Below are 15,675 nucleotides of genomic sequence, written 5' to 3' on the forward strand. Positions count from 1 at the left end.
ATCGTATCGGCGCTGACCACAACCGATACCCGTGCGGTATCGCCGCCGACCCGACCGGTCTTGGACGCCCTGCCCCGTCCGCACCATGATCGACGGCATGAGTAGACCGACGATTGCGCTGGTGACCGGCGCGAACAAGGGCATCGGATTCGAGATCGCGGCGGGTCTGGGTGCCCTTGGCTGGTGCGTCGGTGTGGGCGCGAGGGATCAACGACGCCGCGAGGCCGCGGTAGCGAAGCTGCAGGCGGCCGGGACCGACGCGTTCGGGGTGCCGCTCGACGTGACCGACGACGCGAGCGTGGCCGCGGCGGCCGAGTTGATCGCCGGCCAGGCCGGAGGGCTCGACGTCCTGATCAACAACGCGGCGATCACCGGCAACCTGCCACAGACGCCCACCAAGGTCGAGCCCGCGACCGTACGAGCTGTCGTAGAAACCAACGTGATCGGCGTCATCCGGGTCACCAACGCGATGTTGCCGATGCTGCGCGACTCGGCATCGCCGCGCATCGTCAACATGTCCAGCAGCGTCGGCTCGCTCGCCTTGCAAACCGCACCGGGCAGCGACATGGGCCCAGTTCCCACCGCCTAATTGGCCTCGAAGACCTTCCTCAACGCCCTCACCGTTCAGTACGCCAAGGAGCTGGGCGACACCGACATCCTCGTCAACTCCGGCTGCCCCGGTTTCACCGCCACCGATCTCAACGGCTTTCACGGCATCCGCACACCACAACAGGGCGCGGCCATCGCGATTCACCTCGCGACCCTGCCCGCCGACGGACCGACCGGCGGATTCTTCGATGACGCCGGACCCGTACCTTGGTGAGCTCGACACCGTTCCCTGCCGGCCTCGTACGCCTAGACTCGCCCCATGGCTCCGCGGAAGGCGCGCCTGGCCGACGTCCACGAGATCGCGTCCGGGATGCCGCACGTCACCAAGTGGGAACGCGACGACGGCACCGACCGCCCCGTCTACCAGGTCGGCGGCAAGTCCTTCGTCTTCTTCCGAACCCCTCGCCCCGACGCCGTCGACCCACTCACCGGCGAGAAGTACGACGACGTGATCATGATCTGGGTCGAATCCGAGTACGAGAAACTCGCCCTGCTCGCCGACGACACCAACCCGTTCTTCACCACCCCCCACTTCGACGGCCACCCGTCCGTCCTCGTCCGCGCCCGCGACCTCGGCACCCTCACCACACAAGAACTCACCGAAGTAATCCAAGACGCCTGGCTCTCCCGAGCCTCCCCCCGCCGAGCCACCACCTGGCTGAACGAAAACCGCCTCAGCTGAGCTACGTCCCGTTCGTGTAGAACTCAGCCAGCCGCTGGACCGCCTGCGCCTTGGTCATCGCACGTACGTCGCCTTCGGGAACGCGGGCGTCGACGACCAGCGCTCTGACAACACCCGCCGGAATCGACTCGACCAGAGCCGTCGGCCCTTGTCGGTTCGGGAGCACCTTGTCGTCGACGCAGCACCAGAACTCGTCCGCCGTCACCACGAGCTGGTCGCGCAGGATGTGCGCCCAGATGGACGGGCCGTAGTCGGTGCGGTCGACGGGGTGGCTGATCCGCGTGTACAGGATGCGTCCGTCGGGCAGCGGAAGCTCGTAGTTGACGTGGTGGGTGCCGCGTCGACCGGTCGCGCGTCGGCGCTCGGTCCACCCTTCGACGAGGCAGAAGCTCTGGTGGTCCGTGCGGGTCGCGGGGCGACGTTGTTCGCTCACGACTCAGGCCAGCAGCCAGGCGTGGAGCTGCTCGTCGGACGAGAGCGCGACGAGCTGCACGAGCCCCCAGTTCTCCGCGTGGTTGGGCGCCAGCCGCAGGTGGTCGATCCACTCCTCGGCGTACGCCCGGAGCGCGTCGACCATCTCCTCCGCCGCTTCGTCGAGCGAGGCGCCGTCCGCGGCGACCGGGAGCCCCGGAATCATGATCGACCAGCCGTCGTTCTCCGCGACCACCTGGGCGCCGGAGGGATGCACGCTGGTCAGAAAGTGCACCAGCCGATCCGCATCCACCGCCGCCACCCGCCGCGCGTCCCGCGTCACCGTCGCCGGACGCCCGTCATCGGCCGCATCCAAGATGTCCTTGAAGTGCTCCCGCGCCTCACGAACATTCCGGTATTCAACCTGCGAACTCATCACACACCCTCCATCCTGTGTACACAGCGTACACGGTGAACACAGCACCCCCACCGGCAATCCACACCCCAAGAACCCTCCGAGCCCGGGCGCCCCCGCACCCTCCCGTCAGCGCCATCCACTACACGCGGGTCCCACCCCTGCGCGAGTCCGACCGCCGCTCCAGTCCCACCCCAGGCAACACGCCCACCCCGGCACACCCGCTCAGCGGACACTTCTCGGCGCATCGACCTCCGGCTTCGCCAGTGCCTCCGTCCGCAAGCACCTCCCGCGCGCCGAAAGAACTGTCGCCGCGAAGCGGTGTCCCTTTCGCGCGGTGTTCGGGTTAGCTGGGGGCTAGGGAGCGGGCGGTTTCCAGGAGGCTGGTGCCGGTGGGGAGGGTGGCGATGATGGGGGTGTCCAGGCCGTTGTCGAGGTAGCGGTTGATGTGGGTGCGGCATTCGGTGGGGGTGCCGTGGACGATCAGGGCGTCGATGAGGGGTTCGGGGATGGCGGCCATGGCGGCGTTGCGGTCGCCGGCGGACCAGGCTTCGCGCATCGGGCGCATGATGTCGGCGCGGCCGAGCCAGTCGTGGAAGGCGGCGTAGCCGGGGACGGTCAGGTACGTCGCGATCAGGTAGCGGCCGATGTTGCGGGCCATTTCGGCGTCCTCGGTGACGCAGACGAAGATCCGGGCGGCGAGTTCCTTGCCGGGGCCGAGTTCCGCGCGGACCCGGCGTACGTCGTCTGCCGACAGCCAGTTGGTGATCGCGCCGTCGGCCTCCCGCGCCGCGAGCCGGAGCATCTGTGGACGCAGGGCGGCGAGCATGATCGACGGCGGTACGTCGGGCGCCTTCTCCAGCCGGAAGCGTTCGATGGTGAAGCTGTCGAATGTCCCGTCCACGCGATCCCCCGCGAACGCCTGCCGCAGGAACCGCAGTACGTCGCGGGTGCGCGCCAGCGGCGGGTCGTACGCGATCCCGTTCCACCCGGTCACGATCGTCTCCGACGACGCCCCGATCCCGAGCACGAATCGCCCGGGCGCGAGGTCCGCCAAGGCCGCGGCACTCATCGCGAGCGCCGCCGGCCCACGCGTGTGCACCGGTACGACGGCCGTCCCCAGCCGCAGCGACGAGTCCCACTCGGACGCGAGCACCAGCGGTGTGAACGCGTCCGCGCCCGCCACCTCCGCCGACCACAGGTCGGTGTACCCGAGCGACGACAACTCGGAGATCAACGCACGATGGTCCCGCAGCGGTACGCCGGTCAGCGGAACAGTCAGCCCCCACCGCATTCAGATCAGCCTCTTCAGCAACGGCAGCGGCGCCACCCGCATCACCTGGGCCAACGGCCACCATGGTCGCGCCGGCACGTACGCCTTCGCCTTCTCCGCCTCGATCGCGGCCACCATCGCCCGCACCCCCGGCTCGGTGTCGACGATGAACGGCGTGTGTTTCACCCGGTCGTTCATCTCCGACCGAATGTACCCGGGGTAGATCGTGCTGACCTTGATCGGCTTGCCGAGCAGTTCCAGCCGCAACCCCTCACCCAGCGAGGCGAGTCCGGCCTTCGTCGCGGCGTACGTCGTGACCGTCTTCGGGAAGCCGCGCAATGCCGAGATCGAGGCGATCAGTACGAGGTGCCCAGCGTTCCGCGCCCGGAACAGCTCGAGCGCGGCCTCCGCCTGGGCGAGGGCGCCGACGAAGTTGGTGAGTGCGGTCTCCCGGTTCGCCTCGAACCGTCCGGTGCCGAGCGGCGCGCCCTTGCCGAGGCCGGCGTTCACCACGATCCGGTCCAGCGGCAGCTCGGCGTCGATCGCACGGAACACCTCGAAGACCTGGTCGTGGTCAGTCACATCCAGACTGTGGATAACCACCTTCGCCTGTGGATAACTCGCGGCGAGCTCGTCCCGGAGTGCTTCCAGCCGCTCGGTACGCCGGGCGGTCAGCGCCAGGTCGTGGCCCTTCGCGGCGAACTGCCGCGCCATCTCCGCACCGAGGCCGGAACTGGCGCCGGTGATCAGGAGGTTCCGTCGCATCGAGGGATGTCCTATCTGTAAGTGAGCAGGTCCGCGCCGAGGTGGACGTGCTCGTTGTAGCTGACCACAGTCAGCCCGCCACGCCCGGACACGACCTTCGTGATCGCGGTGTTGATCGTCACCGGGTTCAGCTTTGTCCACAGCCCGTCGCCGCCGGACAGCAGCCGGCTCACCACGGCCGCGATCGGACCACCGGACGTGAAGACGAGCGCCGTCTCGCCCTTCCCGAGCCGTCCGGCAGTACGCCGTACCGCCGCCTCCGACCGATCGCAGAACGCCTGGAACGACTCGGAGTACCCGTCGCCGCCGTCGATCCAGCGCTGGGTCGCGGCCGTGAACATCTCCTGGAACGCCCGCTTCGGGTGCCCGCTGCGCGCCAGGTCGGCCACCATCACGGTGTGCCGCTTGTACGCCGGCTTGTGGGCGACGATCAGCTCCTGGTGATCGAACTCGTCGTACCCCGCATCCACCTCCGGGGTGAACCCCGCCAGCGATGCGGTCTGCTGGTGCCTGAGCATCGAACCCGAGACCACGACATCCGCCCGGACCTCGCCCAACGTCGAGCCCAACCGCACGGCCTGTTGCTCGCCGAGCGGTGACAGCTTGTCGTAGTCGCGCGCACCGAACGACGCCTGCGCGTGCCGGATCAGGTAGACGACCGCCATGCCCTACGCCTGCCGGATGATCCGGCGGCAGCGCCGCTCGAGCAGGTTGACCGGGAGCCAGAAGTTCTTGAACCGCGGGTTCCGGGTCTGCTTGTGGTGGTAGCGGTAGTAGATCTGCTGCGCGATCACCGCCAGCCGGAACAGCCCGAACACCTCGTAGAACGCCCAGTTGTCCACAGGCACCCCCGACTGCTTCACGTAGTAGTCGACGATCTCCGCGCGGGTCAGCATCCCCGGTACGTCGGACGGCTGCAGCTTGAACCGGCGGAACGCCCAGTCGTCGTCGGCCTGCACCCAGTACGCGAGCGCGCTGCCGAGGTCCATCAACGGATCCCCGAGCGTGGCGAGTTCCCAATCCAGTACGCCGACCACCCGCAACGGGTCGTCCGGCGCCAGCACGACGTTGTCCAGCCGGAAGTCGTTGTGGATAACGCAGGTCCGGATATCCACAGGCTGGTTCGCCGCGAGCCAGGCCATCACGCGCTCGTAGCTCGGCACGTTCCACGTCTTCGCCTTGCGGTAGCGCTCGGTCCAGCCGCTGACCTGGCGCTCGACGTACCCGGCACCACGGCCGAGATCCGCGAGACCGGCGGCCGCAGGATCGACGGCATGCAGCTCGACGAGCGTGTCGATCAACGTGAACCCGAGTTGCCGCGTCTGCGCCGGCGTCAGCTCGACCCCCAGCCGGTGGTGCCCGGGGATCGTCCCGGCAACCCGCTCCATCACGTAGAACTCGGAGCCGATCACCGACTCGTCGTTGCAGTGGGCAATCATCTCCGGGACGTACCGGTAGACCGGCTTGAGCCCGTTCTGGATGCGGAACTCGCGGCCCATGTCGTGGGCGCCCTTGGCCTTCGTACCGGCCGGCGGGCGCCGCAGGATCAGGTCGTGCTCGTCGTACCTCAGCAAATAGGTGAGGTTCGACGCCCCACCCGAGAACTGTTGGACCTCCGGCAGGCCGTCCGGCAGGACGGTCTGCTGCCGCAGCCAGGCGTCGACCGCCGGTACGTCGAACGCGTCCTCGTCGCGGACGGCCCGCGCGCCATCACCCATCCTTGGCCTCGGCCCGCTGCCGGGCCCGTTCCGCGATCTTCCGCATCTGCCGGTCGTACAGCGGCCGCGCGAACCGCTTGCTCAGGTACGCGACCCGGGCCGGCCGGTCCGGGATGATCAGGTGCTGCTTCTTGCCGACCCCGGCAACGACCGCCGCCGCGATGTCGTCCGCGGACCGCGGCGACTTCTCGATCAGCTGCCGCGCGGTCGCCCCCATCGCGCTGTCCGCGCCCTGGATCGAGTCGGCCAGGTTCGTCCGGAAGAACGACGGGCACACCACGGAGACGTTGATGCCGTACGGGCGCAACTCGTGCGACAGCGTCTCCGACAACGCGACCACGCCGGCCTTCACGGTGTTGTACGAGCTCATCATCGGCGGATGCACGAGCCCGGCCGCGGACGCGGTGTTCACGATGTACCCGGACCGCTGCCGCTTGAACAGCGGGACGAACGCCCGGCACCCGCGGACCACGCCCATCAGGTTGATGTCGACGACCCGGTTCCACTCGTCGAGCGTCTCGACGTCGATCCGCCCGCCGGTCGCGATGCCGGCGTTGTTCACCAGGATGTCCAGGCCGCCCCAGTTGTCCTGGCACCAGGCGACCGCCGTGTCCCAGTCCGCCGGGTTCCGCACGTCGAGCTTCAGGTACGGCGCCGCGCCGTCCGCGCCGATGTCCGTACTGAGCACCTGGTGGCCGTCGGCAACGAACCGGGCGACCAGGGCCGCGCCGAGACCGCTCGCGGCGCCGGTGACGAGGACGCGACTCACTTGGCCTCCTGAACGGCGGACAGGTACGACGCCAGCTCGATCCTGGCGATCACCCCACGATGCACCTCGTCCGGCCCGTCGGCCAGCCGCAACGCGCGCGCACTCGTCCACGCGGCCGCGAGCGGGAAGTCGTCGGACAGCCCACCGCCGCCGTGCAGCTGGATCGCCATGTCGACAACCTCCTGCGCCATCCGCGGCACCGCGACCTTGATCTGACTGACCTCGCTCAACGCCCCGGCCAGCCCCTGGGTGTCCAGCAGGTACGCCGTCTGCAGCACCAGCAACCGCGCCTGGTTGATCGCGATCCGCGCCTCGGCGATCCGCTCGCGGTTGCCGCCCAGGTTGACGAGCGGCTTGCCGAACGCGGTCCGGCTGGTACCGCGCTGCAGCGCCAACTCGAGCGCCTTCTCCGCCAGGCCGATCAGCCGCATGCAGTGGTGCACGCGGCCCGGACCGAGACGGCCCTGGGCGATCTCGAACGCCTTGCCCGGTCCGACCAGGATGTTCGCGGCCGGCACCCGCACCTCGGTGAACGAGACTTCGCCGTGGCCGTACGGTTCGTCGTACCGGCTCATCGTCGGCAGCAGGCGTTCGACCTTCACGCCGGGCGCGTCCCGCGGTACGAGCACCATCGTGTGGCGCGCGTACCGGTGCGCCTCGGGGTCGGTGAGGCCCATGAAGATCAGCAACTGGCAGTCCGGGTGGCCGACGCCGGTGCTCCACCACTTGCGGCCGTTCAGCACGATCTCGTCGCCGTCGACGACCGCGGTCGCCTCCATGTTGGTGGCGTCGGACGACGCGACGTCCGGCTCGGTCATGCAGAACGCGGACCGGATCGTGCCGTCCAGCAACGGTTCCAGCCAGCGCTTCCGCTGCTCGTCGTCGCCGTACCGGAGGAGCACCTCCATGTTGCCGGTGTCCGGGGCGTTGCAGTTGAAGACGTACGGCGCGATGAACGACCGGCCGGTGAGCTCCGCGATCGGGGCGTAGTCGAGGTTGCTCAGGCCCTCGCCGTACTTCTCGTTGCCCGGCTCGGCGGGCGGCAGGAACAGGTTCCAGAGGCCGGCCGCGCGGGCCTTCTCCTGGAGTTCCTTCATGATCGGCTGGGGCTGCCAGGGGTCTCCGGCGGCGCGGATCGCGCTGTGCAGCTCTGCCTCGGCCGGCTCGATCTCGGTACGCAGGAAAGTCTGCACGCGCCCGATCAGTTCCTGAGCCCGGTCCGAAGGTTCGAACCCCATCAAGACTCCTCTCCCTCGGCTTGACCGTAGCTCAGCCTCTAAGCAATGCTCAATAGATGGAACACCGTCTGACAGCGGACGACCGCAAGAAGCAACTGGTCAAGATCGGCCTGATGATGCTTCGCACCACACCGATCCACGAGCTGTCGATCGACGAGATCGCGAGCGCCGCCGGGATCTCCCGCGGGCTGCTGTTCCACTACTTCCCGAGCAAGCGCGACTACTACGTCGCGGTCATCTCCGCGGCCGGCCGCCGGCTGCTCCGGGTCACCAAGCCCGACGCCTCCCTCGCCCCCGAGCAGCAGCTCCGCGAGATGCTGACCCAGTTCGTCGCGTTCATCGAACGCCGCCGGACGGCATACATCTCGTTCGTCCGCGGCGCCGCGGGCGGTGACGACTTCGCCGTCGAGGTGTACGACGAGACCCGCGCGGGCCTGACCAAGCGGATCCTCACGTACCTCGGCACCCCCGAGGTGGCCGACGAGCCGACGTCGGCGGAGTACCTCCGCATCCACGCCTGGCTGTCGTACACCGAAGACCTGGCCATCGAATGGTCAGGCCTCCCCGAAGACGACCGTCCCTTCGGCCCGGGCCGCCTGGTCGACCACGCGATCGAGGCCCTGCACGTACTGCGGAAGTTGTAGACCGGGGCCGACCTGCCTGGCCGGCCCCGATCCGTCAGGTCAGCTGTTGGCGAGCGTGAAGCGCTCGACGCCGCAGGCGGACGTGGTTGGGTTGTTGTTCGCGTCACCGGAGTAGGTGACGAGCCAGCGCCAGGTCCCGAGCGTGCTCGCGACGAACGCCGTGTTGGACGTGCTGTAGGTGCCGTTGCCGTTCACGGTCACGGTCTGCGAGAACGCCGCGGAGCCGGAACACGTGAGGTCGGAAGGGACGAACAGCTTGAACGTGACCGAGCCGGTCGGGCTGAAGGCGCCGCTGATCGTGGCGTCGTCGTTCGGGATCACGTTGGGAGCGGTCGCCATCGCCGGGCTCGCCTTGGCGACAACAAGGTGCTCACTCGTGCACACGCTCGTCGCGCCGTTGTTGTTGGGGTCGCCGCTGTACACGGCCTGCCAGTAGAAGTCGCCCGCCGTGTTGAACGTGATCGGGTTCGAATCCGGTACGCCGCCGTTCGCCACGGTCACCGTGCCCGCGTCCTGCGCACCGGCGGAGCACGCCGTGTCGGTGTAGACGGTGTACGTCACTGTCCCGCCGGCGTTGGCCGTTGCTCCGGACAACGTCGCCGAGTCGTGCACCGTACCGCCGACCGTGACCGTCGTGTCGGACAGCGTGGTGGCGATCGACGGCGACTTCTTGGTCACGACCAGATGCTCACTGGTGCAGGCACTGGTGGCGGAGTCGTTGTTCGCGTCGCCGCTGTACACCGCCTGCCAGTAGAAGTCACCGGTCGAGTTGAAGGTGATCGCGTTCGAGTCCGGTACGCCGCCGTTCGTCACCGTCACGGTTCCCGCACCCTGGGCGCCCGTGGAGCACGCTGTGTCGGTGTAGACGGTGTAGGTCACCGTTCCACCGGCGTTCGCGGTCGCGTTCGACAGGGTTGCCGAGTCGTGGACGGAGCCGCCGACGACGACCGTCGTCGCGGACAGGGTGGTGGCGATCGAAGGATGAGCGTTGATGTGGTTGGTGTACGTGCAGTCGACCACACCTTCAGGTGCCATCGTGATGTTCGTAGTGGCACCACTGACCGAGTAACTCGTTCCCACGCCTGTCGCGGTACAGACCAGACTCTTTAACGTCCAGCCGGCCGGTACGGTCGACTCGGTGACGCTGTAGTTGCCTGCCTGGACCTGGGTCGCGTCGCTGTACGTCTGCGTGCCGCCGTTGGACAGGTTGAACGTCGCCGGGCTCAGACCACCGGTGGTGGTGTAGCCGAACGTCGCGTCGCCGTTCTCGGTGACCTTGTGGATGACGATCTTGCCGCAGTTCGCGATGTTCACCGGCTGCGGTGCGACGAAGTCCTTGACCTCGGCCGGGAACGACGCCGACGAACGGCTCTTCAGGAACGCGCTGCCGAACGCGGTGCACACGTTCGAGGAGAAGATGCCGGCCGCGGTCATGTTGATCGCTGCCTCGCCGAACTCCAGCCCGGCCAGGGTGCCGCCGGCGATCGGCTCCGAGATCGTCCCGGAGTTGACTGCGCCCTCGGCGAAGCCGGCGGCACTCAGGTTGACCCGGTTGCCCCAGCACGGTACGGCGTTCGCGGAGAAGCACTGGCTGCTCGCGCCCGTGGTCACCCAGCGGAGCAGACCGAGCACCGGGTTGCCGCCGCCGTTGGTGAAGTCGAAGGTGATCAGAATGTCGCCGGCCTTGCGGTTCAGCGTCTTCGCACCGGTGGTGGTCAGGTTGGGCTGGGCGAGTTGGTTGATCTCGAAGTCCATGTTGGCCGAGCCGAGTACGTTGGACCGCTCCCAGGCCAGATACAGGTAGACGTTGCCGCCGGCGGTCTCACTGCCGACGTAGAAGCGGGTGAGGTCGCTCTTGTTCGGCGGGATCGATCCGTTGACCACGGAGATGCTCGGGTCGTCCTCCTTGGTGCCCTGGCCGAACGCGTTGTCCGTCGACCCGCTGGCCAGATCGTCGCCGCGGACCCGGTTCGGGGCGTTCACCCAGTCGGTGTTCCCGGACGTGTTGACGACCATGTTGCCGTCGTTTCCTTCGAAGGTGCTGCCCGCCAGATTGGCGTCGGCGGCCGGTGTCATGGCCAGCAGCAACGCCGCGGTGGACGCGAATATCAGGGGTCGCCGCAGGCGCCGGAGCGGCTGCGACGTGCTTCGCGAAGTCACGGTTGTGCCCTTCCGCTGTGGAGCACGGAGATGGTGATGCGGCCGTATCCAAGGGCTGCCCCACCAGTCGGGGGACGCGGCATCGTCCTGCGCTCAGGCAGGACGTCGGCAGGCGACTTCCCGGCAAGGGCGTGCCGGGGTTCGGCCGTTGGTACGCCGTGAACCGGCGGACCACGCGCGGCGACGTACCGCCGTCGACGAACCATGGGTCCCCCCGCCTGGAACGCCGTCGGCGTCGGGCCCCCACCCCCGGCGACGCTCCGTAACGATCAGCGTCGCCCACGTAAGCGCTACCCCCAGCACCACGATCACGAGGCGTTATGACGCTACACCCGCGCCTCGGTCGCTAGCCAGCGCTCAGGGCAACAACTCCGGCGTCAGGTCCGGGTCGGCCATCTCCGGGTCGAACGGGAACAGTGGGCGCAGTACGCCGTGGTGCCCGAGGCGCAGCAGGTCCTGGTCGACGCCGCCCGGGGTGAGGGCGAGCAGCCAGTCGGCGGCGAGGTTGTAGAGCTCCGGCTCGAGGTAGCCGATCTTGACGATGACGAGGTCGGTCTTCGCGGGATCCAGGCCGAGGAGCGTGAAGTCGGCGAGGTGGTGGTACGGCTTGCGGCGGCTGGTCAGGATCGAGTGCAGGCCGCCGGCCTTGACCACCGCGACGGTGCCGCCGACCGGGTCCTCGGAGATCGAGAACACGGTGCCGGCGAGCGCGACCGGTCCGGCCGGGCCGGGGTCGACCTTGCCACCCGCGGTGACCTCGACCGGGTTGCCGACGCCGGCGGCCACGCAGGCGGCGACCGCGTCCGGATCGGTGATGCTGGCGTGGATCGCGGTGGCCTTGCCGGAGGTGAGGTCGTCGACCTTCAACAGTTCGCCGAGCGTCCAGGACACGTCGCCGGCGCCGCCCGCGGTCGGGTTGTCACCGGAGTCGCTGATCAGGAACGGGCGCGCGCTGCTGGCGAGACCGGCCGTGACGCATTCGTCCAGCGTCCCGGTCGGTGCCACGAACGCGAACCCGTCCCGGGCGTCCCAATACGCCTTCGCCAACTCGTTCGCCCGCGCGGTGATCAGCTCGGTGTCGTCACCCGTGACCACGACCGCGGCCCGGCAGCGCGGCTCGTCCGCCCACGCGTACCCGACCCAGACGGCCGCATCCAGTACGCCGGGCTCGTCCGCGATCTCGGCGACCCGGTGGTAGATCGACTTCGCCGGCTCGAGCCGTGTCGACGTCTTCTCGCCGGGCAGCAGTACCGGCACCTGGATCCACGCCTTCCCGGGCTTCCCGGCCCCGGAGCGCAGCCGCTCGACGAGGTTCCGCAGCGCCCGCTCGCGGCTCTCCATCGCGTCCTCGTGCGGCGCCATCCGGTAGCACGTGATCAGATCGACCGCCGTACCGAGCTCGCGCGAGACGTTGCCGTGCAGGTCCATCGAGGCTGAGACGAGTACGTCGGGACCGAGCACGTCGCGGATCCGGGTGGCGAGGTCCGCCTCCGCGTCCTGCCGTCCGACGACGCTCATCGCGCCGTGGATGTCGAAGAAGAACCCGTCCAGCTCGCCGGCGTCCTTCAGGCGGGTGATGATCTCCGCCGACAGGTCGTCGTACACCTCCGGCAGCACCGCGCCGCCGGGCAGCGAGCGCGCGTGCACGAGCGGCACCCATTCGATCCCCTGCGCCCAGTCCTTCCCGAGGAAGTCGGTGTACCGCTCCAGCAGGTGGTCTCCGCGCCGTACGTCGAAGTCGGCCAGGCCGGCCCGGTGCGGCGAGAACGTGCTGGACTCGATGGCGATCCCGGCAATGCCGATCCGAAGGTTCATGCCCAAAACTTGCCACAACCGAGCCGTTTCGCGCACTCCCCCTGGGTCAAATCTGGACAAGGTAGAGCTGTCGAAAGCCGCCGGACAGCTTCGAGGTAGCAGCACCAAGCAGCAACCGGAGAGGACACGGAACATGACGAACGAACTGCAGCAACTCGGCCGGCTGATCGGAACCTGGCAGGTCACCGGCGGCGCGACCGGTACGACGAGCTTCGAATGGCTGGACGGCGGACACTTCCTGGTCCAGCGCGGCGTGCTCGACCACGACGGCCACGAGGTCCGGATGACCGAGGTCATCGGCTACGAACACCCGTTCGGCGGCGAACGCGGCACCGAGGTGAAGTCCCGGGTGTACGACGCGGACGGCAACACGCTCGACTACGTCTACGAACTGGACGGTGACGAACTCACCATCTGGGGCGGGTTCAAGGGCTCGCCGGGGTACTTCAAGGGCGCCTTCTCCGACGGCGGAGACCGGCTCACCGGAGACTGGGTGTACCCGGGTGGCGGGTACCACGCGACGATGGTCCGCACCGCGGCCTGACGAGGAGGCACCGATGAAGTACCTGCTGCTTGCCTACGGCGACCAGTCGGGCTGGGACACGGTGGACGTGAACAGCCCGGAGTTCATCGCGATGTGCAAGTTCTACGAGGACCTCGCGGCGGAGCTGACCGCGAGCGGCGAACTGCTCGGCACCGAAGGGCTGGCGCATCCGGCCCTGAGCCGGACGGTACGCCGGACCGACGCCGGACCGGTCGCGAGTGAGGGGCCGTTCGCGGAGTCCAAGGAGGTGCTGGCCAGCTTCGCGATCGTCGACTGCGACAGCCACGACCGGGTGATGGCGATCGCTGCCCGGATCGTCGACGCGGTCGGCGACACCGTCGAAGTACGGCCGATCATGGCCGGGCCCGAGGACATCCGGCCGGACAGCTGACGATGGACGACCTGTTGCGGAGCCTCACGCCGCAGGTGCTCGGCGCACTGGTTCGCCGGTACGGGCACTTCGAGACGTGTGAGGACGCCGTACAGGAGGCTCTCCTGGTCGCAGCGGAGCAGTGGCCGAAGCAGGGCGTCCCGGACGAGCCGCGCACGTGGCTCATCCGGGTCGCCTCGCGGCGGCTGATCGACCTGCTCCGCAACGAGGAGGCCCGCCGGCGGCGCGAGGACATCGTCCGTACGCCGGACCTCGCGCCGGCACCGGTGAGCGACGCCGACGACTCGCTGACCGTGCTGTTCCTGTGCTGCCATCCGGACCTGCCGATCGCCTCGCAGCTTCCGCTGACACTGCGCGCGGTCGGTGGTCTCACGACCGGCGAGATCGCCGCGGCCCTGCTCACGCCGGAGGCAACGATCGGGCAGCGGATCAGTCGCGCCAAGCAGAAGCTCCGCGGGCGGCCGTTCCGGAGACCGGACTCGGACCAGGGCTGGGACCCGGTGCTCCAGGTCCTGTACCTGATCTTCACCGAGGGCCACACGAGTACCGCGGGGGCCGAGCTCGGGCGGGTCGACCTTGCGCAGGAGGCGATCCGGCTCGCGCGGATGCTCCGGGACCTGTTGCCGGACGACGGTGAGGTGGCCGGTCTGCTCGCCTTGATGTTGCTGACCGAGGCGCGACGTACGGCGCGGACCGCGCCCGACGGATCGCTCGTTCCGCTCGATCAGCAGGACCGGTCGCGGTGGGACCGGACGGCGATTGCCGAAGGCACCGAGTTGATCACCTGGGCGATGCGGACGACGACGCTCGGCCCGTACCAGTTGCAGGCCGCGATCGCCGCCGTACACAGCGAGGCAGCGACCGCCGCGGCCACCGACTGGCGGCAGATCCTTGCCCTGTACAACTTGCTAGAACCGCTGCTGCAGGGCCCGGTCGTCCGGCTGAACCGTGCGGTCGCGACCGCGATGGTCCATGGACCCGACGCGGGTCTCGTTCTCCTCGACACGCTATCCACCGACCCTCGGGCGACCCGTAGCCACCGGTACCACGCAGTACGGGCGCATCTACTCGAGCTGCGCGGCGACGCCGAGCAGGCTGTCGGCGCTTACCTCGACGCAGCCAAGCTGGCCACGAACACGGCCGAACAGCGGTACCTGCGCGGCCGCGCCAGCCGTCTCCGCGAGGGCTAGCCCGCGGTCGCTCGACGTGCCGCGCCGGTCGAGCCTCGAACGACGAGCTCGGTGGCGAGTTCGACGTGCAGCGCCTCGAGTGTGTGACGGTCGAGCAGGCGGGTCAGGAGGCTGACGGCCATCCGGCCCATCTCCTGCAGGGGTTGGCGGACGGTGGTCAGTTGGGGTGTGGTCGCCCGGCTCAGGTCGAGGTCGTCGAACCCGGTGATCGACAGGTCGTCGGGGACGGTCAGGCCGAGCTCGGCGGCGGCTTGCAGCGCGCCGATCGCGGCCTTGTCGTTGAAGGCGACGAGAGCGGTCGAGCGTGGGTCGAGGGTCAGGAGTTCGCGGGCCGCCCGGTAGCCATGGAGCGTGGTGGGCTGGTCGTGGCGGACGAGCGACGGATCGGGGAGGATGCCGGCGTCGGCGAGTGCGGCGGAGTGGCCGCTGAGGCGGGCGTCGGCGGCCAGCCATTCGCGGGGGCCGGCGATGACGCCGATACGGGTGTGACCGAGGCCCGTCAGGTGGGCGGTCAGTTGGCGGGCGCCGGAGTGGTGGGCGGCCGAGACGGACGGGATGTCGCGCGGGAGCGCCGTCCGCGGATCGACGACCACGAACGGGAACCGGCGGGAACTCAGCCGGACCAGCTCCTCGCTCGGCTCCGGCGGGAGGATCAGGATCGCGCCGCCGATGTTCCGGCGGGAGGCCAGCCGGGTCAGGACGGGATCGCGGACGGTGGCCTCACCCGCGCTGAGGACGACCTGGCGGCCGTGCTGTTCGAGCGTCTCGGCGATCGAGGAGACGATCAGGCCGAAGTAGTCGGTGAGGACGTACGGGCAGCGGACGTAGACGGCGCCCTCGACCGGTTTCGGCGTACCACCCCGGGGGACGGGCGCGGGCAGCCCGAGCTCCTCGATCGCCTGCTCCACCAGCCGCCGAGCCTCCGGCGAGATGCCGGCCGCCTGGTTGACCACGCGCGAGACGGTCGCGAGCGAGACGCCGGCGGCCGCCGCGACGTCGCGCATGGTCGCCCTAGCGCGCGGCATTTGTTACATCGCCTTGTTTCACGCTC

18 protein-coding genes are annotated in these 15,675 nt (G+C 69.0%); 7 read left to right on the forward strand and 11 right to left on the reverse strand.

The window, feature by feature from the left end; translation table 11 throughout:
- The first annotated feature begins 85 nt into the window (after positions 1–85).
- Genes ACFV9C_RS01500 through ACFV9C_RS01510 form a run of 3 tightly spaced genes read left to right on the forward strand, consistent with a single transcriptional unit; the run spans position 86 to position 1,291 of the window.
- Entirely contained in the window at positions 86–589 is a 504-nt protein-coding gene (locus ACFV9C_RS01500; protein ID WP_380189859.1) for an SDR family NAD(P)-dependent oxidoreductase, read from the forward strand.
- Positions 590–823: a hypothetical protein gene (locus ACFV9C_RS01505; RefSeq protein WP_380189861.1), complete on the forward strand. Its 234-nt coding sequence runs from the start codon at positions 590–592 to the stop codon at positions 821–823.
- Between the two features lie 45 nt (positions 824–868).
- The gene (locus tag ACFV9C_RS01510; protein WP_380189863.1) at positions 869–1,291 is read left to right on the forward strand and encodes an MmcQ/YjbR family DNA-binding protein; all 423 of its coding nucleotides are present in this window, start codon (positions 869–871) and stop codon (positions 1,289–1,291) included.
- A 1-nt stretch (position 1,292) separates the two neighbouring features.
- Here the strand turns inward: ACFV9C_RS01510 and ACFV9C_RS01515 are convergent, their stop codons facing one another.
- The 8 genes from ACFV9C_RS01515 to ACFV9C_RS01550 form a co-directional block, all read right to left on the reverse strand.
- The gene (locus tag ACFV9C_RS01515) at positions 1,293–1,724 is read right to left on the reverse strand and encodes a hypothetical protein (protein ID WP_380189865.1); all 432 of its coding nucleotides are present in this window, start codon (positions 1,722–1,724) and stop codon (positions 1,293–1,295) included.
- Positions 1,725–1,727: 3 nt separating this feature from the next.
- Positions 1,728–2,138 carry a hypothetical protein gene (locus tag ACFV9C_RS01520; protein ID WP_380189867.1) on the reverse strand — a complete coding sequence of 137 codons (411 nt, stop codon included), beginning with the start codon at positions 2,136–2,138 and terminating at the stop codon, positions 1,728–1,730.
- A 325-nt stretch (positions 2,139–2,463) separates the two neighbouring features.
- Positions 2,464–3,411 (reverse strand): LLM class F420-dependent oxidoreductase, encoded by a 948-nt coding sequence (locus tag ACFV9C_RS01525; RefSeq protein WP_380189869.1) that lies wholly within the window; start codon positions 3,409–3,411, stop codon positions 2,464–2,466.
- On the reverse strand, positions 3,412–4,155 hold the full coding sequence (locus tag ACFV9C_RS01530) for an SDR family oxidoreductase (protein ID WP_380189871.1): 744 nt from the start codon (positions 4,153–4,155) through the stop codon (positions 3,412–3,414).
- Positions 4,156–4,166: 11 nt separating this feature from the next.
- On the reverse strand, positions 4,167–4,820 hold the full coding sequence (locus ACFV9C_RS01535; RefSeq protein ID WP_380189873.1) for a histidine phosphatase family protein: 654 nt from the start codon (positions 4,818–4,820) through the stop codon (positions 4,167–4,169).
- A gap of 3 nt (positions 4,821–4,823) precedes the next feature.
- A complete protein-coding gene (locus ACFV9C_RS01540) occupies positions 4,824–5,873 on the reverse strand; it encodes a phosphotransferase family protein (RefSeq protein ID WP_380189875.1) in 1,050 nt (349 codons plus the stop codon).
- Positions 5,866–6,642, reverse strand: coding sequence for an SDR family NAD(P)-dependent oxidoreductase (locus ACFV9C_RS01545; RefSeq protein WP_380189877.1), 777 nt, complete (start codon positions 6,640–6,642; stop codon positions 5,866–5,868). The genes ACFV9C_RS01540 and ACFV9C_RS01545 overlap by 8 nt, the downstream gene beginning before the upstream one ends.
- The gene (locus tag ACFV9C_RS01550; protein ID WP_380189879.1) at positions 6,639–7,880 is read right to left on the reverse strand and encodes an acyl-CoA dehydrogenase family protein; all 1,242 of its coding nucleotides are present in this window, start codon (positions 7,878–7,880) and stop codon (positions 6,639–6,641) included. Before ACFV9C_RS01550 ends, ACFV9C_RS01545 begins: the two co-directional genes overlap by 4 nt.
- Positions 7,881–7,936: 56 nt before the next feature.
- Between ACFV9C_RS01550 and ACFV9C_RS01555 the strand changes: the two genes are divergently transcribed.
- On the forward strand, positions 7,937–8,524 hold the full coding sequence (locus tag ACFV9C_RS01555) for a TetR/AcrR family transcriptional regulator (protein ID WP_380189881.1): 588 nt from the start codon (positions 7,937–7,939) through the stop codon (positions 8,522–8,524).
- A gap of 39 nt (positions 8,525–8,563) precedes the next feature.
- Here ACFV9C_RS01555 and ACFV9C_RS01560 read toward each other — a convergent pair whose 3' ends face one another.
- On the reverse strand, positions 8,564–10,684 hold the full coding sequence (locus ACFV9C_RS01560; protein WP_380189884.1) for a hypothetical protein: 2,121 nt from the start codon (positions 10,682–10,684) through the stop codon (positions 8,564–8,566).
- 357 nt (positions 10,685–11,041) lie between these two features.
- Entirely contained in the window at positions 11,042–12,499 is a 1,458-nt protein-coding gene (locus ACFV9C_RS01565; RefSeq protein WP_380189886.1) for a M81 family metallopeptidase, read from the reverse strand.
- Positions 12,500–12,632: 133 nt separating this feature from the next.
- On the opposite strand from ACFV9C_RS01565, the gene ACFV9C_RS01570 reads away from it, so the two are divergent.
- Genes ACFV9C_RS01570 through ACFV9C_RS01580 form a run of 3 tightly spaced genes read left to right on the forward strand, consistent with a single transcriptional unit; the run spans position 12,633 to position 14,624 of the window.
- Positions 12,633–13,043, forward strand: coding sequence for a hypothetical protein (locus tag ACFV9C_RS01570; protein WP_380189888.1), 411 nt, complete (start codon positions 12,633–12,635; stop codon positions 13,041–13,043).
- Between the two features lie 13 nt (positions 13,044–13,056).
- Positions 13,057–13,434, forward strand: a complete 378-nt coding sequence (locus tag ACFV9C_RS01575) for a YciI family protein (protein WP_380189890.1) — start codon at positions 13,057–13,059, stop codon at positions 13,432–13,434.
- Between the two features lie 2 nt (positions 13,435–13,436).
- On the forward strand, positions 13,437–14,624 hold the full coding sequence (locus tag ACFV9C_RS01580; RefSeq protein WP_380189892.1) for an RNA polymerase sigma factor: 1,188 nt from the start codon (positions 13,437–13,439) through the stop codon (positions 14,622–14,624).
- On the opposite strand, the gene ACFV9C_RS01585 is transcribed toward ACFV9C_RS01580, so the two are convergent.
- Positions 14,621–15,649: a LacI family DNA-binding transcriptional regulator gene (locus ACFV9C_RS01585; RefSeq protein ID WP_380189894.1), complete on the reverse strand. Its 1,029-nt coding sequence runs from the start codon at positions 15,647–15,649 to the stop codon at positions 14,621–14,623. The two genes, ACFV9C_RS01580 and ACFV9C_RS01585, sit on opposite strands and share 4 nt — an antisense overlap.
- Between the last annotated feature and the right edge of the window lie 26 nt (positions 15,650–15,675).

Source organism: Kribbella sp. NPDC059898, assembly GCF_042730855.1.
Lineage (GTDB): Bacteria > Actinomycetota > Actinomycetes > Propionibacteriales > Kribbellaceae > Kribbella.

Bases quoted from the DNA above. Each gene is read 5' to 3' on its own strand.
- ACFV9C_RS01510 (WP_380189863.1), top strand. From the start codon at position 869: ATGGCTCCGCGGAAGGCGCGCCTGGCCGACGTCCACGAGATCGCGTCC.
- ACFV9C_RS01575 (WP_380189890.1), top strand. From the start codon at position 13,057: ATGAAGTACCTGCTGCTTGCCTACGGCGACCAGTCGGGCTGGGACACG.
- ACFV9C_RS01570 (WP_380189888.1), top strand. From the start codon at position 12,633: ATGACGAACGAACTGCAGCAACTCGGCCGGCTGATCGGAACCTGGCAG.
- ACFV9C_RS01540 (WP_380189875.1), bottom strand. From the start codon at position 5,873: ATGGGTGATGGCGCGCGGGCCGTCCGCGACGAGGACGCGTTCGACGTA.
- ACFV9C_RS01565 (WP_380189886.1), bottom strand. From the start codon at position 12,499: ATGAACCTTCGGATCGGCATTGCCGGGATCGCCATCGAGTCCAGCACG.
- ACFV9C_RS01535 (WP_380189873.1), bottom strand. From the start codon at position 4,820: ATGGCGGTCGTCTACCTGATCCGGCACGCGCAGGCGTCGTTCGGTGCG.
- ACFV9C_RS01555 (WP_380189881.1), top strand. From the start codon at position 7,937: ATGGAACACCGTCTGACAGCGGACGACCGCAAGAAGCAACTGGTCAAG.
- ACFV9C_RS01530 (WP_380189871.1), bottom strand. From the start codon at position 4,155: ATGCGACGGAACCTCCTGATCACCGGCGCCAGTTCCGGCCTCGGTGCG.
- ACFV9C_RS01500 (WP_380189859.1), top strand. From the start codon at position 86: ATGATCGACGGCATGAGTAGACCGACGATTGCGCTGGTGACCGGCGCG.
- ACFV9C_RS01550 (WP_380189879.1), bottom strand. From the start codon at position 7,880: ATGGGGTTCGAACCTTCGGACCGGGCTCAGGAACTGATCGGGCGCGTG.
- ACFV9C_RS01525 (WP_380189869.1), bottom strand. From the start codon at position 3,411: ATGCGGTGGGGGCTGACTGTTCCGCTGACCGGCGTACCGCTGCGGGAC.
- ACFV9C_RS01585 (WP_380189894.1), bottom strand. From the start codon at position 15,649: ATGCCGCGCGCTAGGGCGACCATGCGCGACGTCGCGGCGGCCGCCGGC.
- ACFV9C_RS01520 (WP_380189867.1), bottom strand. From the start codon at position 2,138: ATGAGTTCGCAGGTTGAATACCGGAATGTTCGTGAGGCGCGGGAGCAC.
- ACFV9C_RS01580 (WP_380189892.1), top strand. From the start codon at position 13,437: ATGGACGACCTGTTGCGGAGCCTCACGCCGCAGGTGCTCGGCGCACTG.